The following is an 18,097-nucleotide window of genomic DNA, read 5'->3' as shown; positions in this document are numbered from 1 at the left end:
TTAAAATGGCAAACGTAAAACTATTTGACCAAACTGGTAAAGAAGTTAGCTCAGTTGAATTGAACGACGCTATCTTCGGTATCGAACCAAACGAATCAGTTGTTTTTGATGTTGTAATTAGCCAACGCGCTAGCCTTCGCCAAGGTACTCATGCGGTTAAAAACCGTTCAGCAGTATCAGGTGGTGGACGTAAACCATGGCGTCAAAAAGGAACTGGACGTGCTCGTCAAGGTTCTATCCGCTCACCACAATGGCGTGGTGGTGGTGTTGTCTTTGGACCAACTCCACGTTCATACGGATACAAACTTCCACAAAAAGTTCGTCGCCTTGCTTTGAAATCAGTTTACTCAGCAAAAGTTGCTGAAGATAAATTTGTAGCTGTAGAAGGCCTTTCATTTGCAGCACCAAAAACTGCTGAATTTGCAAAAGTGCTTTCAGCTCTTAGCATTGATACAAAAGTACTTGTTCTTGTTGAAGAAGGAAACGAATTTGCAGCACTTTCTGCACGTAATCTTCCAAACGTAACTGTTGCAACTGCAGCGACTGCAAGTGTTCTTGATATCGTGAACGCAGACAAACTTCTTGTTACTAAAGAAGCAATCTCTACAATTGAGGAGGTTCTTGCATAATGAATTTGTACGACGTAATCAAAAAACCAGTTATCACTGAGAAGTCAATGATTGCTCTTGAAGCAGGCAAATACACTTTCGAAGTTGATACTCGTGCACACAAACTTTTGATCAAACAAGCTGTTGAAGCTGCCTTTGACGGAGTTAAAGTTGCAAGTGTAAACACTGTTAACGTTAAACCAAAAGCAAAACGCGTTGGTCGTTACACAGGTTTCACTTCAAAAACTAAAAAAGCTATCATCACTCTTACAGCTGATTCTAAAGCAATCGAGTTGTTCGCAGCTGAAGCTGAATAATCTAAGGAGGAAATAACGTGGGTATTAAAGTTTATAAACCAACGACAAATGGCCGTCGTAACATGACTTCTTTGGATTTCGCGGAAATCACAACAAGCACACCTGAGAAATCATTGCTTGTTTCTCTTAAGAGCAAAGCTGGTCGTAACAACAATGGTCGCATCACAGTTCGTCACCAAGGTGGTGGACACAAACGTCATTACCGTTTGATCGACTTTAAACGTAACAAAGACGGTGTTGAAGCAGTTGTTAAAACAATCGAATACGATCCAAACCGTACTGCAAACATCGCACTTGTACATTACACTGACGGTGTTAAAGCTTACATCATTGCACCTAAAGGTCTTGAAGTAGGGCAACGTATTGTTTCTGGTCCAGATGCCGACATCAAAGTTGGTAACGCACTTCCATTAGCAAACATTCCTGTCGGTACAGTTGTTCACAACATTGAGTTGAAACCTGGTAAAGGTGGAGAACTTGTTCGTGCAGCTGGAGCTTCTGCTCAAGTACTTGGTCAAGAAGGTAAATATGTTCTTGTTCGTCTTCAATCAGGCGAAGTTCGTATGATTCTTGGCACATGCCGTGCAACTATCGGTACTGTAGGTAACGAACAACAATCACTTGTTAACATTGGTAAAGCAGGACGTAGCCGTTGGAAAGGTATCCGCCCAACAGTTCGTGGTTCTGTAATGAACCCTAACGATCACCCACACGGTGGTGGTGAAGGTAAAGCACCAGTTGGACGTAAAGCGCCATCAACTCCATGGGGTAAACCAGCGCTTGGTCTTAAAACTCGTAATAAGAAAGCTAAATCAGACAAACTTATCGTTCGTCGTCGTAACGAAAAATAATCTCAGCAAGCTGCTTAAAGCCTGCTAGGACACCGTTACAATAGCATTGCTATTTATTCCGCCAACTCGGTAGAGTTTGGGGTATCATCCCTGATCTCAAGCCGCTGTGGTACATTATTTAAAGGAGAAAACTACAAAATGGGACGTAGTCTTAAAAAAGGACCTTTCGTCGATGAGCATTTGATGAAAAAAGTTGAAGCTCAAGCAAACGACGAAAAGAAAAAAGTAATCAAAACTTGGTCACGTCGTTCAACGATTTTCCCAAGTTTCATCGGATATACAATCGCAGTTTATGATGGACGTAAACACGTACCAGTTTACATCCAAGAAGACATGGTAGGTCACAAGCTTGGTGAATTTGCACCAACCCGTACTTACAAAGGTCACGCAGCTGACGACAAGAAAACACGTCGTTAATAGGAGGAGGACACAATGGCAGAAATTACTTCAGCTAAAGCAATGGCTCGTACAGTGCGTGTTTCACCTCGTAAAACACGTTTAGTACTTGATCTTATCCGTGGTAAGAAAGTTGCTGATGCAATCGCAATCTTAAAATTCACTCCAAACAAAGCAGCTCGTGTTATTGAGAAAACTCTTAACTCAGCTATTGCAAACGCAGAAAACAACTTTGGTTTGGAAAAAGCTAACTTGGTCGTATCTGAAACATTCGCTAACGAAGGGCCAACAATGAAACGTTTCCGTCCACGTGCGAAAGGTTCAGCTTCACCAATCAACAAGCGTACAACTCACGTAACAGTAGTTGTATCAGAAAAATAAGGAGGTAAAATCGTGGGTCAAAAAGTACATCCAATTGGTATGCGTGTCGGTATCATCCGTGACTGGGATGCGAAATGGTATGCTGAAAAAGAATACGCGGATTACCTTCATGAAGATCTTGCAATCCGTAAATTCATTAACAAAGAATTGGCAGAAGCTTCAGTTTCAACTATCGAAATTGAACGTGCTGTGAATAAAGTTATTGTTTCGCTTCACACTGCAAAACCAGGTATGGTTATCGGTAAAGGTGGCGCAAACGTTGACGCACTTCGTGCTCAACTTAATAAATTAACTGGAAAACAAGTGCACATCAACATCATCGAAATCAAACAACCAGATCTTGATGCTCACCTTGTTGGTGAAAACATTGCTCGTCAACTTGAGCAACGTGTTGCTTTCCGTCGTGCTCAAAAACAAGCTATCCAACGTACAATGCGTGCTGGAGCTAAAGGGATTAAAACTCAAGTATCTGGCCGTTTGAACGGTGCTGATATCGCTCGTGCAGAAGGTTACTCAGAAGGAACTGTTCCACTTCACACCCTTCGTGCTGATATCGATTACGCTTGGGAAGAAGCAGACACTACATATGGTAAACTTGGTGTTAAAGTTTGGATCTATCGTGGTGAAGTTCTTCCAGCTCGCAAAAACACTAAAGGAGGCAAATAACAAATGTTAGTACCTAAACGTGTTAAACACCGTCGTGAGTTCCGTGGGAAAATGCGTGGTGAAGCAAAAGGTGGAAAAACTGTAGATTTTGGTGAATATGGTCTTCAAGCTGCAACTAGCTCATGGATCACTAACCGTCAAATCGAAGCTGCTCGTATCGCGATGACTCGTTACATGAAACGTGGCGGTAAAGTTTGGATTAAAATCTTCCCTCACAAATCTTACACAGCGAAAGCTATCGGAGTTCGTATGGGTTCTGGTAAAGGGGCACCTGAAGGTTGGGTAGCACCGGTTAAACGTGGTAAAGTAATGTTTGAAGTTGCAGGCGTCTCTGAAGAAATCGCTCGCGAAGCACTTCGTCTTGCTAGCCACAAATTACCAGTAAAATGTAAATTCGTAAAACGTGAAGCAGAATAAGGAGAAGACATGAAACTTGAAGAAATCAAAAAGTTTGTTGCTGAGCTTCGTGGCTTGTCTCAAGAAGAGCTTGCTAAAAAAGAAAACGAACTCAAGAAAGAACTTTTCGACCTTCGTTTTCAAGCTGCAGCAGGTCAACTTGATCAAACTGCTCGTTTGAACGAAGTTAAAAAACAAATTGCACGTGTTAAAACTGTGCAATCTGAAATGAAATAATAGATTGGGAAAGGAGAAATTCTAATAATGGAACGTAATCAACGTAAAACCCTTGTTGGACGTGTAGTATCTGACAAGATGGACAAAACAATCACTGTCGTAGTTGAAACAAAACGTAACCACCCAGTCTATGGTAAACGTATCAACTATTCTAAAAAATACAAAGCACATGATGAAAAGAACCTTGCTAAAGAAGGCGATATTGTTCGTATCATGGAAACTCGTCCCTTATCAGCTACAAAACATTTCCGTCTTGTAGAAGTTGTGGAAGAAGCTGTTATTATCTAATCAAACTAAAAGGAGAAAATTGAAATGATTCAACAAGAAACTCGCTTGAAAGTTGCTGATAATAGCGGTGCTCGTGAGATCTTGACTATCAAAGTTCTTGGTGGTTCAGGACGTAAATTCGCTAACATCGGTGACGTAATCGTTGCTTCTGTAAAACAAGCTACTCCTGGTGGAGCAGTTAAAAAAGGTGACGTGGTTAAAGCTGTTATCGTTCGTACAAAAACTGGTGCTCGCCGTCCAGACGGTTCATACATCAAATTTGACGACAACGCTGCTGTAGTCATCCGTGACGACAAAACTCCTCGTGGAACTCGTATCTTCGGCCCTGTTGCACGTGAATTGCGTGAAGGTGGTTACATGAAGATCGTTTCACTTGCACCAGAAGTACTTTAATTTTAAAAATTAAACAAACTAAGTCCCCTAGGTTTACCTAGGGTGCCCATCAGGGCGTAAGAAATTAATAGGAGAAACCCAGAATGTTTGTAAAAAAAGGCGACAAAGTTCGCGTAATTGCTGGTAAGGATAAAGGCACTGAGGCTGTTGTTCTTAAAGCACTTCCAAAAGTTAACAAAGTTGTAGTCGAAGGTGTTGGAATGATCAAAAAACACCAAAAACCAAATACTGAAAACCCTCAAGGTGCTATCGTTGAAAAAGAAGCTCCAATCCATGTATCTAACGTTCAAGTTTTAGATAAAAATGGTGTGGCTGGACGTGTTGGTTATAAAGTTGTTGACGGCAAAAAAGTACGTTACAACAAAAAATCAGGCGAAGTGCTTGATTAATCACGAAGGAAAGGAGAAGCATAATGGCAAATCGTTTAAAAGAAAAATATACTAACGAAGTAATTCCTGCGTTGACAGAGAAATTCAATTACACATCAGTTATGGCTGTGCCAAAAGTTGAGAAAATCGTTCTTAACATGGGTGTTGGTGATGCTGTATCAAACGCAAAAAACCTTGAGAAAGCTGCTGCTGAATTAGCACTTATCTCAGGTCAAAAACCACTGATTACTAAAGCTAAGAAATCAATCGCTGGCTTCCGTCTTCGTGAAGGTGTTGCGATTGGTGCGAAGGTTACTCTTCGTGGCGAACGTATGTACGAATTCCTAGACAAATTAGTTAGCGTTTCACTTCCTCGTGTTCGTGACTTCCACGGTGTTCCAACAAAATCATTTGACGGACGTGGTAACTACACTCTTGGTGTGAAAGAACAACTTATCTTCCCGGAAATCAACTTCGATGACGTTGATAAAGTGCGTGGTCTTGATATCGTAATCGTCACTACTGCAAATACTGACGAAGAATCACGTGAATTGCTTAAAGGCCTTGGAATGCCTTTTGCAAAATAATAGGGGGTAAATAAATTGGCTAAAAAATCTATGATTGCTAAGAACAAACGTCCTGCAAAACACTCTACACAAGCTTATACTCGCTGTGAAAAATGTGGACGTCCACATTCCGTTTACCGCAAGTTTAAACTTTGCCGTGTTTGTTTCCGTGAATTGGCTTACAAAGGTCAAATTCCAGGTGTTGTTAAAGCTTCTTGGTAAAAAATGATATAAAGAGCGTAGCAGACAGAGTGAAAATAGAAAATCAGACAAAGATTGCTTGCCTTCTAGGAAGATTTATCTTTTTCACACAGGTCGTAGCTCATGTTCAACTAAACTCATCATCTCAGTTGGACAACTCGCCCGGTCGGGCACGATTAACTAGCAAGTGATTGATTCAAACTACTAGTAAGAGGAGAAATATAAAATGGTTATGACTGACCCAATTGCAGACTTTTTAACACGTATCCGTAACGCTAACCAAGTGAAACATGAAGTGTTAGAAGTACCTGCTTCAAACATCAAAAAAGGGATTGCAGAAATCCTTAAACGTGAAGGTTTTGTAAAAAACGTTGAAGTTATCGAAGATGACAAACAAGGCATCATCCGTGTATTCCTTAAATATGGACAAAACGGTGAGCGCGTTATTACTAACTTGAAACGTGTCTCAAAACCAGGTCTTCGTGCTTATGCAAAACGTGAAGATATCCCTAAAGTTCTTAACGGACTTGGAATTGCCATTATTTCTACATCAGAAGGTCTTTTGACTGATAAAGAAGCACGTCAAAAGAACGTTGGTGGAGAAGTTATCGCATACGTTTGGTAAAATTATGATACAAAAGCCGTAGCGAACGATCTAAAATTAGGAAACTATTGTAGTTTGCTTGCAAACGAAATAGTTTATCTATTTTAGATGTTAGTTCGTCGGCTGTGTTCAAAATTTAAGATGCTAAGAGCGTCGTGGACAAAGTGAAAATAGAAAATCTGGCGTAGAGTGTTTACACTCAAGGAAGATTTATCTTTTTCACGCAGGCCACAGTTAGTGTTCTATTTTGAAATATAAATTGAAGTATATCATTCTATCAAACCCCCGTGAAAACTAGTCGCTTAGCGGCTTGACAATTTAACAGGAGAAAAATAATGTCACGTATTGGTAATAAAGTTATTATTTTGCCAGCAGGTGTCGAAATCATTAACAACGACAATGTTGTTACTGTAAAAGGCCCTAAAGGCGAACTCACTCGTGAGTTTAACAAAAATATTGAAATCAAAGTTGAAGGAACTGAGGTAACTCTTGCACGTCCTAACGACTCAAAAGAAATGAAAACAATCCATGGTACAACTCGTGCAAACTTGAACAACATGGTTGTAGGTGTTTCTGAAGGTTTCAAAAAAGATCTTGAAATGAAGGGTGTCGGTTACCGTGCTCAACTTCAAGGGACTAAACTTGTCCTTTCAGTAGGTAAGTCTCACCAAGACGAAGTTGAAGCTCCAGAAGGAATTACGTTCACTGTTGCTAACCCAACTTTAATCTCAGTTGAAGGAATCAACAAAGAAGTTGTTGGTCAAACAGCTGCTTACATCCGTAGCTTACGTTCACCAGAACCTTACAAAGGTAAAGGTATTCGTTACGTTGGTGAATATGTACGCCTTAAAGAAGGTAAAACTGGTAAATAATGGTCTTAGTTGGGCATGGCAAGCAGTAGAGCTTGCTATGTTTAACAAGTTCAATTACCAACTTGTCAACCAGACAAATGAATTAAAATTAAGAGGTGAAAATTGTGATTTCGAAACCAGATAAAAACAAAATCCGCCAAAAACGCCATCGTCGCGTCCGCGGTAAACTCTCTGGAACTGCAGAACGCCCACGTTTGAACGTATTTCGTTCTAATACAGGCATCTACGCTCAAGTTATTGATGACGTAGCGGGTGTAACGCTCGCAAGTGCATCAACTCTTGATAAAGACGTTTCTAAAGGAACAAAAACAGAACAGGCCGTTGTAGTCGGCAAACTTGTTGCTGAACGTGCAGTGGCTAAAGGTATTTCTGAAGTGGTGTTTGACCGCGGTGGATATCTCTATCACGGACGTGTTAAAGCCTTGGCTGATGCAGCTCGTGAAAACGGATTGAAATTCTAATAGGGAGGACACAAAATAATGGCATTTAAAGATAATGCAGTTGAACTTGAAGAACGCGTTGTTGCGATTAACCGTGTTACAAAAGTTGTTAAAGGTGGACGTCGTCTTCGCTTTGCAGCTCTTGTAGTTGTTGGTGATGGAAATGGTCGTGTTGGATTTGGTACTGGTAAAGCCCAAGAAGTTCCAGAAGCTATCCGCAAAGCAGTCGAAGCTGCTAAGAAAAACATGATCGAAGTACCAATGGTTGGTACAACAATTCCTCACGAAGTTTATACTAACTTTGGTGGAGCTAAAGTATTGTTGAAACCAGCTGTAGAAGGTTCTGGAGTTGCTGCTGGTGGTGCAGTTCGTGCCGTCATCGAATTAGCAGGTATTGCAGATATTACTTCAAAATCTCTTGGTTCAAATACTCCAATCAACATTGTTCGTGCAACTGTTGAAGGATTGAAACAACTTAAACGTGCAGAAGAAGTTGCCGCACTTCGTGGCATCTCAGTTTCTGACTTAGCATAAGAAAGGGGATCATCATGGCTCAAATTAAAATTACTTTGACTAAGTCTCCAATCGGACGTAAGCCAGAACAACGTAAAACTGTTGTTGCTCTTGGACTTGGTAAATTAAACTCTTCAGTAATTAAAGAAGATAACGCTGCTATCCGTGGTATGGTAACAGCTATCTCTCACTTAGTTACAGTTGAAGACGTTAAATAAGTTATAACTGTGAAATCTTTGATTTCATAAATGAACACAAGCACAAAACCGACTCTTGTGAATTGCTTTTTAGGCAATAAACAGTGGTCGGTTAGTGCGTATCTGCATTAAGTTATTGATAGTAACTTAATCATCATTAATGTATAGGCGAGTTTCTATGGGGAGTCCTTTCCCCTCATAGAGGCGCTAGCATTTTACAAAAAAGGAGAAAAAATGAAACTTCATGAATTAAAAGCCGCTGAAGGCTCACGTAAAACACGTAACCGCGTTGGTCGTGGGACATCATCAGGTAACGGTAAAACATCTGGTCGCGGTCAAAAAGGTCAAAAAGCTCGTAGCGGTGGCGGTGTACGTCTAGGTTTTGAAGGTGGACAAACACCATTGTTCCGTCGTATTCCAAAACGTGGGTTTACAAACATCAATGCTAAAGAATATGCACTTGTTAACCTTGATCAATTGAACGTTTTTGAAGATGGTACAGAAGTAACTCCAGTTGTTCTTAAAGAGGCTGGAATTGTTCGTGCTGAAAAATCAGGTGTTAAAGTTCTTGGTAACGGCGAATTGACTAAAAAATTGACTGTAAAAGCAGCTAAATTCTCGAAATCTGCTGAAGCAGCCATTACTGCTAAAGGTGGTTCAATCGAAGTCATCTAATGAGGGGATACTCATTATGTTCTTAAAAATACTAAAAGACGCTTTGAAGATAAAGACAGTAAGAAATAAAATTTTCTTTACCATCTTTATCATCCTTGTATTCCGAATTGGAACACATATCACTGTACCTGGTGTAAACGCAAAAAGCTTAGAGCAACTGAGTGAGCTACCTTTCTTAAATATGTTGAACTTAGTTAGTGGGAATGCTATGAGGAATTTTTCAGTATTCTCTATGGGAGTTAGTCCGTACATTACGGCTTCCATTGTTGTTCAACTGTTACAAATGGATATTTTGCCTAAATTTGTTGAGTGGGGTAAACAAGGTGAAGTGGGTCGCCGGAAATTAAATCAAGCGACACGCTATATTTCTCTTGTTTTAGCCTTTGCTCAGTCGATTGGTATCACAGCAGGATTTAACACCTTATCAAGTGTTGCTCTTGTAAAAACACCAGATGTTAAAACTTATTTGCTTATTGGAGCATTGCTTACAACCGGTAGTGTGATTGTGACTTGGCTTGGAGAACAAATTACAGATAAAGGATTTGGAAATGGGGTATCAATGATTATCTTTGCCGGTATTATTTCCTCTATTCCTAACGCCATTGCAACTATCCGCGAAGATTATTTTGTAAATGTTAAGGCAAGTGATTTACAGTCCTCTTATCTCATTGTTGGCATTTTAATCTTAGCTGTTCTTGCTATCGTGTTCTTTACAACTTACGTTCAACAAGCGGAATACAAAATTCCAATCCAATATACAAAATTGATGCAAGGTGCGCCTACAAGTTCATACCTTCCATTAAAAGTAAATCCAGCCGGCGTTATTCCCGTTATCTTTGCCAGCTCGATTACAACTATTCCAAGTACGATTATTCCTTTTGTTCAAAATGGTAGAGATATACCATGGCTAACTCGCTTACAGGAGCTTTTTAATTACCAATCTCCAGTTGGCATGATGGTTTATGCCTTGTTGATTATCTTGTTCTCGTTCTTCTATACCTTTGTACAAGTAAATCCTGAGAAGACAGCAGAAAATCTTCAGAAGAATTCCTCATACATCCCAAGTGTTCGACCTGGACGTGAGACAGAACAATTTATGTCATCATTGCTTAAAAAGTTAGCCACAGTAGGAGCTATTTTCTTAGCATTTATCTCTCTAGCTCCTATTGCAGCGCAACAAGTTCTCAACCTTTCCTCTAGTATTGCTCTAGGTGGGACAAGCTTGCTCATTTTGATTTCAACTGGTATCGAAGGCATGAAACAACTTGAAGGTTACCTACTCAAGAGAAAATATGTCGGATTTATGAATACAGCAGAATAGAATACAGGTTGACATTGTCAACCTTCTATTTTGTTTTTAAATGACAATAAGACTTCGTCGCAAAACATTTCTTATTGCCATTTGAAAACAAAAACCAAGGAAACTTATTTCCTGTCATCATTTATTTTAAAAGAGGAGAAAAAGATGAATCTTTTAATCATGGGCTTACCAGGAGCTGGTAAAGGAACCCAAGCTGCAAAGATTGTTGAAGCCTTTGGACTTATCCATATCTCAACAGGTGATATGTTCCGTGCAGCTATGGCTAACCAAACTGAAATGGGTGTTCTCGCTAAGTCTTATATTGACAAAGGTGATCTGGTACCTGATGAAGTAACAAATGGAATCGTTAAAGAACGTCTGTCACAAGATGATATTAACGAAAAGGGCTTCTTATTAGATGGTTATCCACGCACCATTGAACAGGCACATGCTTTGGATGCTACGTTAAAAGCACTAGGACTTACTTTGGATGGGGTCATTAATATTGATGTGGATCCTACTGCTCTTGTTGAAAGACTTAGTGGTCGTATCATTAACAAGAAAACAGGCGAAACATTCCATAAAGTCTTTAACCCACCAGCAAGTGATTATAACGAAGAAGATTTTTATCAACGGGAAGATGACAAACCTGAAACAGTTAAACGTCGTTTAGATGTTAATATTGCACAAGGTCAACCAATTCTTAACCATTATCGTCAAGCAGATATTGTTTATGATATTGATGGAAATAAAGACATTTCAAAAGTTTTTGCTGATATTGAAAAAGTCATCACAAACCTAAAATAAAATATCATAAATAGCTTGCGAAACTAGAAGTCAAGTGATATAATAGGCTAGTCTGACTTATAATTGTTACCTCTGTACTCAGAGGACATCAAATCGAAATTTAGGGGGTACTTTTGCGTGGCAAAAGAAGACGTGATTGAAATTGAAGGCAAAGTAGTAGAAACAATGCCAAATGCAATGTTTACTGTTGAATTGGAAAATGGACATCAAATTCTAGCAACTGTATCAGGAAAAATCCGTAAAAATTACATTCGTATTTTAGTGGGTGATCGTGTTACTGTGGAGATGAGTCCATACGACTTGACACGTGGACGTATCACATACCTCTTTAAATAATCGAAATAATTGGAGGGATTAAAACATGAAGGTAAGACCATCGGTTAAACCAATTTGCGAATACTGTAAAGTTATTCGTCGTAACGGTCGTGTTATGGTGATTTGTCCAACAAATCCAAAACACAAACAACGTCAAGGATAAAATAGAAAGGAGAAAAAATGGCTCGTATTGCTGGAGTTGATATTCCAAATGATAAACGCGTAGTAATTTCACTTACTTATGTGTACGGAATTGGTCTTGCAACATCTAAAAAAATCTTAGCAGCTGCTGGTATTTCAGAAGATATCCGTGTTAAAGATTTGACATCAGATCAAGAAGACGCTATCCGTCGTGAAGTAGATGCAATTAAAGTTGAAGGTGACCTTCGTCGTGAAGTTAACTTGAACATCAAACGTTTGATGGAAATCGGTTCATACCGTGGAATCCGTCACCGTCGTGGACTTCCTGTCCGTGGACAAAACACTAAAAACAATGCTCGCACTCGTAAAGGTAAAGCTGTTGCGATTGCAGGTAAGAAAAAATAAAATAGGAGGTAAAAAAATTGGCTAAACCAACACGTAAACGCCGTGTGAAAAAGAACATCGAATCTGGTGTTGCACATATTCACGCTACATTTAATAACACTATTGTTATGATTACAGATGTGCATGGCAATGCTCTTGCATGGTCATCAGCTGGTGCTCTTGGTTTCAAAGGTTCTCGTAAATCTACTCCGTTTGCTGCTCAAATGGCTGCAGAAGCTGCTGCAAAATCTGCACAAGAACACGGACTAAAAACTGTTGAAGTTACTGTAAAAGGTCCTGGTTCAGGTCGTGAATCAGCTATCCGTGCCCTGGCTGCTGCCGGTCTTGAAGTAACTGCAATTCGTGATGTGACTCCTGTACCGCATAATGGTGCTCGTCCTCCAAAACGTCGTCGTGTATAATCATATAACAAATAGTACACAAGTTTCGTTTCGAGGGGTGAAAAGATGATTGAGTTTGAAAAACCAATAATAACAAAAATTGATGAAAATAAAGATTACGGTAGATTTGTAATCGAACCACTTGAACGTGGTTACGGAACAACTCTAGGTAATTCTCTTCGTCGTGTACTCTTGTCTTCACTTCCAGGTGCAGCAGTAACATCAATTAAAATTGATGGAGTACTACACGAATTTGATACAATCCCAGGTGTACGTGAAGATGTCATGCAAATCATCCTTAATGTTAAGGGACTTGCTGTGAAATCATATGTCGAAGACGAAAAGATTATCGAGCTTGAGGTAGAAGGGCCAGCAGAAGTTACAGCTGGTGATATTCTTACAGATAGTGATATCGAACTTGTTAACCCGGATCATTATCTTTTTACAATTGCTGAAGGACATTCCTTGAGAGCTACAATGACCGTTGCTAAAAAGCGTGGTTATGTGCCAGCAGAAGGCAACAAAAAAGATGATGCACCTGTGGGTACATTGGCCGTAGATTCAATCTATACGCCAGTTAAAAAAGTTAATTATCAAGTAGAACCTGCCCGTGTGGGTAGCAATGACGGATTCGATAAATTAACTATTGAAATCATGACAAACGGAACAATTATTCCTGAAGATGCTTTAGGTCTATCTGCTCGAGTTTTAATCGAACACTTGAACTTGTTTACTGATTTGACGGATGTTGCTAAAGCAACTGAAGTAATGAAAGAAACTGAAACAGTGAGCGATGAAAAGGTACTTGACCGAACCATTGAGGAACTTGATTTGTCCGTACGCTCATATAACTGTTTGAAACGCGCAGGTATTAATACTGTCTTCGATTTAACAGAAAAATCTGAGCCTGAAATGATGAAAGTCCGTAACCTTGGACGTAAGAGCCTTGAAGAAGTTAAGGTTAAACTTGCTGATTTAGGTCTAGGACTAAAAAACGATAAATAATATAGGAGGACAAAATGGCTTACCGTAAACTAGGACGCACTAGCTCACAACGTAAAGCAATGCTTCGTGATTTGACGACAGATCTTTTGATTAACGAATCAATTGTAACGACAGAAGCACGTGCAAAAGAAATCCGTAAAACAGTTGAAAAAATGATTACTCTTGGTAAACGTGGTGATCTTCATGCTCGTCGCCAAGCAGCTGCATACGTTCGTAACGAAATTGCATCAGAAAACTATGATGAAACTACTGATAAATACACATCAACAACAGCTCTTCAAAAACTTTTCTCAGAAATTGCACCTCGTTATGCAGAACGCAACGGTGGATACACTCGTATTCTTAAAACAGAACCACGCCGTGGAGATGCTGCTCCAATGGCAATTATCGAATTAGTTTAATTTTTATCAATTTTGTTGAGTGTTATGATGATGGAATAACTTTTTAGGATATTCTTAGTCTAGCTCTGGTCTACCGCTAGGATTTTTCCTAGCGGGAACACTCATCATATTGTTAATGTGTAACGCTTGTTTACGAAACGTCTCTATAGATTAGAAACGTTTCGTAAGCAGGCGTTTTGTCATTTTATAAACGCATATCGTTGCTTTTAGGTTTTAATATCAGATGGAATGTATAGAGGAGGCATCACGGGTGTTATAAGGCTATTTAGGAGCTGTAAAGGCGACTAGAGTAGGTAAAAGCTTACTCGAGAATCGTAAGCACCCAATAAGTAGTGATAAACTCCTTTCCGTAAATTTCCGGCAGTAAATTTTTAAAAGCGATTGGATAGTAAAGTTGACGATAAAAATATTTATTCTTCTTATTGTTATTTAAATTGAGGTAAGAGTTGCTAAAAATCCTCTTTTTTGATTTAAACTCCTTGAATTTCAAGTCGTTACCAACAGAACTGTAAAAAAGGGCTAAATTCTCAGAGTAAGTTCTAGGTTACTATGAAATGGCATTTAGTATGAGAAACCCGCATAAAATCGCAGAATTTAGTCTCAGACTAAGTTCTGTTTTTGTTAAAAAGTTGTTATCATAGGAGTTTAGAGTTCAAAAATGAGAAAAAAAAGAGTACACTAAAGCTACTGGCTCTGAGATGTCTCAAAGTAAGTTCTAGGTAACTGGAAATTCGGATGGGACAAGTTCCTTTCTAATTTTTGAGATTTATTGGTTTAGTATTAAGAGTTTACTTGTCCAACAACCTTGGCGACTGTAGGACGTCTTCAGGGTCGATTTTAGTGATACCAAGTAAAGTAGCGATATCTTTCCCATAAGTGAATGTAAAGAGCTCATAAGCAGATTTTCCGTATAGAGCATGTCGTCTGACCCCATTCATATGAGAACAGACGAGGTTGATATCGTCCTGAGTTAAGTTGTCAAAACTTGTTCCTTTAGGGAGAATGTCTCTTAGAAGGGTGTGATTCTTTTCAATACGAGCCTTCTGGTCAGAGCGGTTAGGGTCACAGAAAACGAGTTTTAGCTCACCTCTGATGTCCATTTCACTATCATCCACTCTAGCGAACTCTCCGCCATTGTCGGTTAGAATGACAAGGGAAAATTCGTAGAAGTCTCTATCGGCGTTAAAGAAGTCGTTCTTGATAGTGTAGAGATGCTTAGCGACTTGGGCAGCGGTCTTATTATCAAGAAGTCTGGCAAAGATGAAGTTACAGAAAACGACGTTGAAGGTGAGAAGTCCCTTACCGCCAATTCGTCCAATAACAGTGTCCATTTCAATCCAGGAAGTTAGGCCTTCCTTGGTGAGATACTTCTGGAAAACCTGATAAGATCTTCCGACTTTGTCGCTCTTAGGAATCGGAGGTAGCTGGCTCGTTCTAGGTTTTCTAAACTTAACAACTCGAGGGAAGTCGATAGGTCTAGCAGAGAGATAGCCCTTTTCTAAGTATCGGTAGCTACTGGCTCTAGAAGCAGTTAAGTTATTCGATGAAATGATGTGATTAAGGTGTTGTCCTTTTTTGATAGCAGAGGAGACGATATTATCCATCAGGTAAAATTCTTCCTTGTTAAGAGCGACCCCAGTTCTAGCTTCAGAAAGCTGAGTTTCATAATTGAGCTGAGCTTTTTTAGCGTAATAGAATTGCTTTTTGAAGCCACAGTCCATTCTCTTTTTTTGGCAGTTGTTGCATACGTAAGGCGCTTTTTTAAGGAGTGGGCAAGCATCACAATTGGATTGTACGGCAGTTTCTTTGAAAAAGAGATTCCGACGCCCTTCTTTGGAGATGGTAGAAGGGGCTTTACCGAGTTTAGCTGCAATGGCAGAGAAAGGTTTACGTTGTTCAATTCCCATTTGAATGTCTGTACGGTCTGAGAGAGTTAAATGTTTGTGTTTCATGATAGATACCATACTTGTCCCAAAGTAAGTTCTACCTTATTTTTCTGTCTCAGTCTAATTTCTAGTTTTCAACGACACCTAGAAGTTACTTTGAGATTTAACCACTGTAAAAAAGGTGTAATAGAAAGTAAAAAAAGTATTGACAGGTAGGTATGAAATATCGTATACTAATAAAGCTGTCAGCGATGAATCTGCAAGGGAGTCAGTTGAAAAAACTTTAAAAAAAGGGTTGACAAACGGTCAGGAAGTTGATAGAATAAAATAGTTGTCTCGAAAGAGATGCAAGACCTTTGAGAACTGAATAAGACGAACCAAACGTGAGGGTGATATGGAGACATATTACCCGTCAAAGAAACGAGAAATAAATCTGTCAGCGACAGAAAGACGAGACAGAACAAACAGAAATTAAAGAGAGTTTGATCCTGGCTCAGGACGAACGCTGGCGGCGTGCCTAATACATGCAAGTAGAACGCTGAGGACAGGTGCTTGCACTAGTCTAAGGAGTTGCGAACGGGTGAGTAACGCGTAGGTAACCTACCTGATAGCGGGGGATAACTATTGGAAACGATAGCTAATACCGCATAAAAGTGCTTAACACATGTTAAGAACTTAAAAGGGGCAACTGCTCCACTATGAGATGGACCTGCGTTGTATTAGCTAGTTGGTGAGGTAAAGGCTCACCAAGGCGACGATACATAGCCGACCTGAGAGGGTGATCGGCCACACTGGGACTGAGACACGGCCCAGACTCCTACGGGAGGCAGCAGTAGGGAATCTTCGGCAATGGGGGGAACCCTGACCGAGCAACGCCGCGTGAGTGAAGAAGGTTTTCGGATCGTAAAGCTCTGTTGTTAGAGAAGAACGGTAATGGGAGTGGAAAACCCATTATGTGACGGTAACTAACCAGAAAGGGACGGCTAACTACGTGCCAGCAGCCGCGGTAATACGTAGGTCCCGAGCGTTGTCCGGATTTATTGGGCGTAAAGCGAGCGCAGGCGGTTCTTTAAGTCTGAAGTTAAAGGCATTGGCTCAACCAATGTATGCTTTGGAAACTGGAGAACTTGAGTGCAGAAGGGGAGAGTGGAATTCCATGTGTAGCGGTGAAATGCGTAGATATATGGAGGAACACCGGTGGCGAAAGCGGCTCTCTGGTCTGTAACTGACGCTGAGGCTCGAAAGCGTGGGGAGCAAACAGGATTAGATACCCTGGTAGTCCACGCCGTAAACGATGAGTGCTAGGTGTTAGGCCCTTTCCGGGGCTTAGTGCCGGAGCTAACGCATTAAGCACTCCGCCTGGGGAGTACGACCGCAAGGTTGAAACTCAAAGGAATTGACGGGGGCCCGCACAAGCGGTGGAGCATGTGGTTTAATTCGAAGCAACGCGAAGAACCTTACCAGGTCTTGACATCCCGATGCCCGCTCTAGAGATAGAGTTTTACTTCGGTACATCGGTGACAGGTGGTGCATGGTTGTCGTCAGCTCGTGTCGTGAGATGTTGGGTTAAGTCCCGCAACGAGCGCAACCCCTATTGTTAGTTGCCATCATTAAGTTGGGCACTCTAGCGAGACTGCCGGTAATAAACCGGAGGAAGGTGGGGATGACGTCAAATCATCATGCCCCTTATGACCTGGGCTACACACGTGCTACAATGGTTGGTACAACGAGTCGCAAGCCGGTGACGGCAAGCTAATCTCTGAAAGCCAATCTCAGTTCGGATTGTAGGCTGCAACTCGCCTACATGAAGTCGGAATCGCTAGTAATCGCGGATCAGCACGCCGCGGTGAATACGTTCCCGGGCCTTGTACACACCGCCCGTCACACCACGAGAGTTTGTAACACCCGAAGTCGGTGAGGTAACCTATTAGGAGCCAGCCGCCTAAGGTGGGATAGATGATTGGGGTGAAGTCGTAACAAGGTAGCCGTATCGGAAGGTGCGGCTGGATCACCTCCTTTCTAAGGAAAAGGAACACGTTAGGGACGTCTTATTTAGTTTTGAGAGGTCTTGTGGGGCCTTAGCTCAGCTGGGAGAGCGCCTGCTTTGCACGCAGGAGGTCAGCGGTTCGATCCCGCTAGGCTCCATTAGGATAGAGATATCCTAAAAACTGTCCATTGAAAATTGAATATCTATATCAAATTCCACGATCAAGAAATTGATTGTAAGAATAGTAACAAGAAATAAACCGAAAACGCTGTAAGTATTAAAGAGTTTTTTCTAGTTAAGATATACTAGTAAAAGATAAGGTTAAGTTAATAAGGGCGCACGGTGGATGCCTTGGCACTAGAAGCCGAAGAAGGACGTGACAAACGACGAAATGCTTTGGGGAGCTGTAAGTAAGCGCTGATCCAGAGATGTCCGAATGGGGGAACCCACTAACTAATGGTTAGTATCCATAACTGTTAAGGTTATGAGAAGGAAGACGCA

Annotated in this window: 28 protein-coding genes, 1 tRNA gene and 2 rRNA genes (1 of these 31 only partly in view); 30 read left to right on the top strand and 1 reads right to left on the bottom strand. The window is 40.6% G+C overall.

Annotated elements, in window-relative coordinates; translation table 11 throughout:
• Positions 1-5: 5 nt before the first annotated feature.
• From rplD to rplQ, 27 genes are all read left to right on the top strand, one after another.
• Positions 6-629: a 50S ribosomal protein L4 gene (gene rplD / locus EL097_RS02635; RefSeq protein ID WP_002986657.1), complete on the top strand. Its 624-nt coding sequence runs from the start codon at positions 6-8 to the stop codon at positions 627-629.
• Positions 629-925 (top strand): 50S ribosomal protein L23, encoded by a 297-nt coding sequence (locus EL097_RS02630; RefSeq protein ID WP_002986656.1) that lies wholly within the window; start codon positions 629-631, stop codon positions 923-925. The genes rplD and EL097_RS02630 overlap by 1 nt, the downstream gene beginning before the upstream one ends.
• 17 nt (positions 926-942) lie before the next feature.
• Positions 943-1,776 (top strand): 50S ribosomal protein L2, encoded by an 834-nt coding sequence (rplB, locus tag EL097_RS02625; RefSeq protein WP_002986654.1) that lies wholly within the window; start codon positions 943-945, stop codon positions 1,774-1,776.
• A 138-nt stretch (positions 1,777-1,914) separates the two neighbouring features.
• Complete coding sequence (rpsS, locus tag EL097_RS02620) at positions 1,915-2,193, top strand: 30S ribosomal protein S19 (RefSeq protein ID WP_000533765.1); 279 nt, start codon at positions 1,915-1,917, stop codon at positions 2,191-2,193.
• Between the two features lie 15 nt (positions 2,194-2,208).
• Positions 2,209-2,553 carry a 50S ribosomal protein L22 gene (rplV, locus tag EL097_RS02615; protein WP_002986651.1) on the top strand — a complete coding sequence of 115 codons (345 nt, stop codon included), beginning with the start codon at positions 2,209-2,211 and terminating at the stop codon, positions 2,551-2,553.
• 12 nt (positions 2,554-2,565) lie between these two features.
• Positions 2,566-3,219, top strand: a complete 654-nt coding sequence (gene rpsC, locus EL097_RS02610) for a 30S ribosomal protein S3 (protein WP_003046050.1) — start codon at positions 2,566-2,568, stop codon at positions 3,217-3,219.
• A 3-nt stretch (positions 3,220-3,222) separates the two neighbouring features.
• The gene (rplP, locus tag EL097_RS02605; protein WP_003046052.1) at positions 3,223-3,636 is read left to right on the top strand and encodes a 50S ribosomal protein L16; all 414 of its coding nucleotides are present in this window, start codon (positions 3,223-3,225) and stop codon (positions 3,634-3,636) included.
• Between the two features lie 9 nt (positions 3,637-3,645).
• Positions 3,646-3,852 carry a 50S ribosomal protein L29 gene (rpmC, locus tag EL097_RS02600; RefSeq protein ID WP_003046054.1) on the top strand — a complete coding sequence of 69 codons (207 nt, stop codon included), beginning with the start codon at positions 3,646-3,648 and terminating at the stop codon, positions 3,850-3,852.
• A 27-nt stretch (positions 3,853-3,879) separates the two neighbouring features.
• Positions 3,880-4,140: a 30S ribosomal protein S17 gene (gene rpsQ, locus EL097_RS02595; protein WP_003046055.1), complete on the top strand. Its 261-nt coding sequence runs from the start codon at positions 3,880-3,882 to the stop codon at positions 4,138-4,140.
• Positions 4,141-4,164: 24 nt separating this feature from the next.
• Positions 4,165-4,533 (top strand): 50S ribosomal protein L14, encoded by a 369-nt coding sequence (gene rplN, locus EL097_RS02590; RefSeq protein WP_003046057.1) that lies wholly within the window; start codon positions 4,165-4,167, stop codon positions 4,531-4,533.
• Between the two features lie 83 nt (positions 4,534-4,616).
• The gene (gene rplX / locus EL097_RS02585; protein ID WP_003046059.1) at positions 4,617-4,922 is read left to right on the top strand and encodes a 50S ribosomal protein L24; all 306 of its coding nucleotides are present in this window, start codon (positions 4,617-4,619) and stop codon (positions 4,920-4,922) included.
• 23 nt (positions 4,923-4,945) lie between these two features.
• The gene (gene rplE, locus EL097_RS02580; protein ID WP_003046060.1) at positions 4,946-5,488 is read left to right on the top strand and encodes a 50S ribosomal protein L5; all 543 of its coding nucleotides are present in this window, start codon (positions 4,946-4,948) and stop codon (positions 5,486-5,488) included.
• A 15-nt stretch (positions 5,489-5,503) separates the two neighbouring features.
• On the top strand, positions 5,504-5,689 hold the full coding sequence (locus EL097_RS02575; protein WP_002987746.1) for a type Z 30S ribosomal protein S14: 186 nt from the start codon (positions 5,504-5,506) through the stop codon (positions 5,687-5,689).
• Between the two features lie 205 nt (positions 5,690-5,894).
• Positions 5,895-6,293 carry a 30S ribosomal protein S8 gene (rpsH, locus tag EL097_RS02570; RefSeq protein ID WP_003046063.1) on the top strand — a complete coding sequence of 133 codons (399 nt, stop codon included), beginning with the start codon at positions 5,895-5,897 and terminating at the stop codon, positions 6,291-6,293.
• Between the two features lie 314 nt (positions 6,294-6,607).
• Positions 6,608-7,144: a 50S ribosomal protein L6 gene (rplF, locus tag EL097_RS02565; RefSeq protein ID WP_003046064.1), complete on the top strand. Its 537-nt coding sequence runs from the start codon at positions 6,608-6,610 to the stop codon at positions 7,142-7,144.
• Between the two features lie 104 nt (positions 7,145-7,248).
• Positions 7,249-7,605: a 50S ribosomal protein L18 gene (gene rplR / locus EL097_RS02560; RefSeq protein WP_003046068.1), complete on the top strand. Its 357-nt coding sequence runs from the start codon at positions 7,249-7,251 to the stop codon at positions 7,603-7,605.
• An 18-nt stretch (positions 7,606-7,623) separates the two neighbouring features.
• On the top strand, positions 7,624-8,118 hold the full coding sequence (rpsE, locus tag EL097_RS02555) for a 30S ribosomal protein S5 (protein ID WP_003046070.1): 495 nt from the start codon (positions 7,624-7,626) through the stop codon (positions 8,116-8,118).
• 14 nt (positions 8,119-8,132) lie between these two features.
• Positions 8,133-8,315: a 50S ribosomal protein L30 gene (gene rpmD / locus EL097_RS02550; protein WP_003046072.1), complete on the top strand. Its 183-nt coding sequence runs from the start codon at positions 8,133-8,135 to the stop codon at positions 8,313-8,315.
• Between the two features lie 213 nt (positions 8,316-8,528).
• Positions 8,529-8,969, top strand: coding sequence for a 50S ribosomal protein L15 (gene rplO, locus EL097_RS02545; protein WP_003046074.1), 441 nt, complete (start codon positions 8,529-8,531; stop codon positions 8,967-8,969).
• Positions 8,970-8,985: 16 nt separating this feature from the next.
• Positions 8,986-10,290, top strand: a complete 1,305-nt coding sequence (secY, locus tag EL097_RS02540; protein WP_003046076.1) for a preprotein translocase subunit SecY — start codon at positions 8,986-8,988, stop codon at positions 10,288-10,290.
• A gap of 144 nt (positions 10,291-10,434) precedes the next feature.
• The gene (locus EL097_RS02535; RefSeq protein WP_003046078.1) at positions 10,435-11,076 is read left to right on the top strand and encodes an adenylate kinase; all 642 of its coding nucleotides are present in this window, start codon (positions 10,435-10,437) and stop codon (positions 11,074-11,076) included.
• 117 nt (positions 11,077-11,193) lie between these two features.
• Positions 11,194-11,412 carry a translation initiation factor IF-1 gene (gene infA / locus EL097_RS02530; RefSeq protein ID WP_129544929.1) on the top strand — a complete coding sequence of 73 codons (219 nt, stop codon included), beginning with the start codon at positions 11,194-11,196 and terminating at the stop codon, positions 11,410-11,412.
• A 25-nt stretch (positions 11,413-11,437) separates the two neighbouring features.
• Positions 11,438-11,554 carry a 50S ribosomal protein L36 gene (gene rpmJ, locus EL097_RS02525; RefSeq protein ID WP_000868345.1) on the top strand — a complete coding sequence of 39 codons (117 nt, stop codon included), beginning with the start codon at positions 11,438-11,440 and terminating at the stop codon, positions 11,552-11,554.
• 17 nt (positions 11,555-11,571) lie between these two features.
• Positions 11,572-11,937, top strand: coding sequence for a 30S ribosomal protein S13 (gene rpsM, locus EL097_RS02520; protein WP_003046081.1), 366 nt, complete (start codon positions 11,572-11,574; stop codon positions 11,935-11,937).
• Positions 11,938-11,954: 17 nt separating this feature from the next.
• Entirely contained in the window at positions 11,955-12,338 is a 384-nt protein-coding gene (rpsK, locus tag EL097_RS02515) for a 30S ribosomal protein S11 (protein WP_001118387.1), read from the top strand.
• Positions 12,339-12,383: 45 nt separating this feature from the next.
• Positions 12,384-13,322: a DNA-directed RNA polymerase subunit alpha gene (locus EL097_RS02510; protein WP_003046083.1), complete on the top strand. Its 939-nt coding sequence runs from the start codon at positions 12,384-12,386 to the stop codon at positions 13,320-13,322.
• 14 nt (positions 13,323-13,336) lie between these two features.
• Positions 13,337-13,723 carry a 50S ribosomal protein L17 gene (gene rplQ, locus EL097_RS02505; protein ID WP_003046085.1) on the top strand — a complete coding sequence of 129 codons (387 nt, stop codon included), beginning with the start codon at positions 13,337-13,339 and terminating at the stop codon, positions 13,721-13,723.
• A 788-nt stretch (positions 13,724-14,511) separates the two neighbouring features.
• Here the strand turns inward: rplQ and EL097_RS02500 are convergent.
• Complete coding sequence (locus EL097_RS02500) at positions 14,512-15,675, bottom strand: helix-turn-helix domain-containing protein (RefSeq protein ID WP_003046087.1); 1,164 nt, start codon at positions 15,673-15,675, stop codon at positions 14,512-14,514.
• Positions 15,676-16,079: 404 nt separating this feature from the next.
• Between EL097_RS02500 and EL097_RS02495 the strand changes: the two genes are divergently transcribed.
• From EL097_RS02495 to EL097_RS02485, 3 genes are all read left to right on the top strand, one after another.
• Positions 16,080-17,628: ribosomal RNA gene (locus EL097_RS02495) — 16S ribosomal RNA — on the top strand.
• A gap of 53 nt (positions 17,629-17,681) precedes the next feature.
• Positions 17,682-17,754: transfer RNA gene (locus EL097_RS02490), tRNA-Ala, on the top strand.
• 161 nt (positions 17,755-17,915) lie between these two features.
• Positions 17,916-18,097 (top strand): 23S ribosomal RNA (locus EL097_RS02485); it runs 2,721 nt beyond the window's last position.
• Together the 16S and 23S rRNA genes with 1 tRNA gene alongside form the textbook arrangement of a ribosomal RNA operon.

This window comes from Streptococcus canis (assembly GCF_900636575.1).
GTDB classification, from domain to species: Bacteria; Bacillota; Bacilli; order Lactobacillales; family Streptococcaceae; genus Streptococcus; species Streptococcus canis.
This window is presented reverse-complemented; position numbering and strand designations above follow the sequence as displayed.

Bases quoted from the DNA above. Each gene is read 5' to 3' on its own strand.
- rplD (WP_002986657.1), top strand. From the start codon at position 6: ATGGCAAACGTAAAACTATTTGACCAAACTGGTAAAGAAGTTAGCTCA.
- EL097_RS02630 (WP_002986656.1), top strand. From the start codon at position 629: ATGAATTTGTACGACGTAATCAAAAAACCAGTTATCACTGAGAAGTCA.
- rpsS (WP_000533765.1), top strand. From the start codon at position 1,915: ATGGGACGTAGTCTTAAAAAAGGACCTTTCGTCGATGAGCATTTGATG.
- rplV (WP_002986651.1), top strand. From the start codon at position 2,209: ATGGCAGAAATTACTTCAGCTAAAGCAATGGCTCGTACAGTGCGTGTT.
- rplP (WP_003046052.1), top strand. From the start codon at position 3,223: ATGTTAGTACCTAAACGTGTTAAACACCGTCGTGAGTTCCGTGGGAAA.
- rpmC (WP_003046054.1), top strand. From the start codon at position 3,646: ATGAAACTTGAAGAAATCAAAAAGTTTGTTGCTGAGCTTCGTGGCTTG.
- rpsQ (WP_003046055.1), top strand. From the start codon at position 3,880: ATGGAACGTAATCAACGTAAAACCCTTGTTGGACGTGTAGTATCTGAC.
- rplN (WP_003046057.1), top strand. From the start codon at position 4,165: ATGATTCAACAAGAAACTCGCTTGAAAGTTGCTGATAATAGCGGTGCT.
- rplX (WP_003046059.1), top strand. From the start codon at position 4,617: ATGTTTGTAAAAAAAGGCGACAAAGTTCGCGTAATTGCTGGTAAGGAT.
- rplE (WP_003046060.1), top strand. From the start codon at position 4,946: ATGGCAAATCGTTTAAAAGAAAAATATACTAACGAAGTAATTCCTGCG.
- rpsH (WP_003046063.1), top strand. From the start codon at position 5,895: ATGGTTATGACTGACCCAATTGCAGACTTTTTAACACGTATCCGTAAC.
- rplF (WP_003046064.1), top strand. From the start codon at position 6,608: ATGTCACGTATTGGTAATAAAGTTATTATTTTGCCAGCAGGTGTCGAA.
- rpsE (WP_003046070.1), top strand. From the start codon at position 7,624: ATGGCATTTAAAGATAATGCAGTTGAACTTGAAGAACGCGTTGTTGCG.
- rpmD (WP_003046072.1), top strand. From the start codon at position 8,133: ATGGCTCAAATTAAAATTACTTTGACTAAGTCTCCAATCGGACGTAAG.
- rplO (WP_003046074.1), top strand. From the start codon at position 8,529: ATGAAACTTCATGAATTAAAAGCCGCTGAAGGCTCACGTAAAACACGT.
- secY (WP_003046076.1), top strand. From the start codon at position 8,986: ATGTTCTTAAAAATACTAAAAGACGCTTTGAAGATAAAGACAGTAAGA.
- EL097_RS02535 (WP_003046078.1), top strand. From the start codon at position 10,435: ATGAATCTTTTAATCATGGGCTTACCAGGAGCTGGTAAAGGAACCCAA.
- rpmJ (WP_000868345.1), top strand. From the start codon at position 11,438: ATGAAGGTAAGACCATCGGTTAAACCAATTTGCGAATACTGTAAAGTT.
- rpsM (WP_003046081.1), top strand. From the start codon at position 11,572: ATGGCTCGTATTGCTGGAGTTGATATTCCAAATGATAAACGCGTAGTA.
- EL097_RS02510 (WP_003046083.1), top strand. From the start codon at position 12,384: ATGATTGAGTTTGAAAAACCAATAATAACAAAAATTGATGAAAATAAA.
- rplQ (WP_003046085.1), top strand. From the start codon at position 13,337: ATGGCTTACCGTAAACTAGGACGCACTAGCTCACAACGTAAAGCAATG.
- EL097_RS02500 (WP_003046087.1), bottom strand. From the start codon at position 15,675: ATGAAACACAAACATTTAACTCTCTCAGACCGTACAGACATTCAAATG.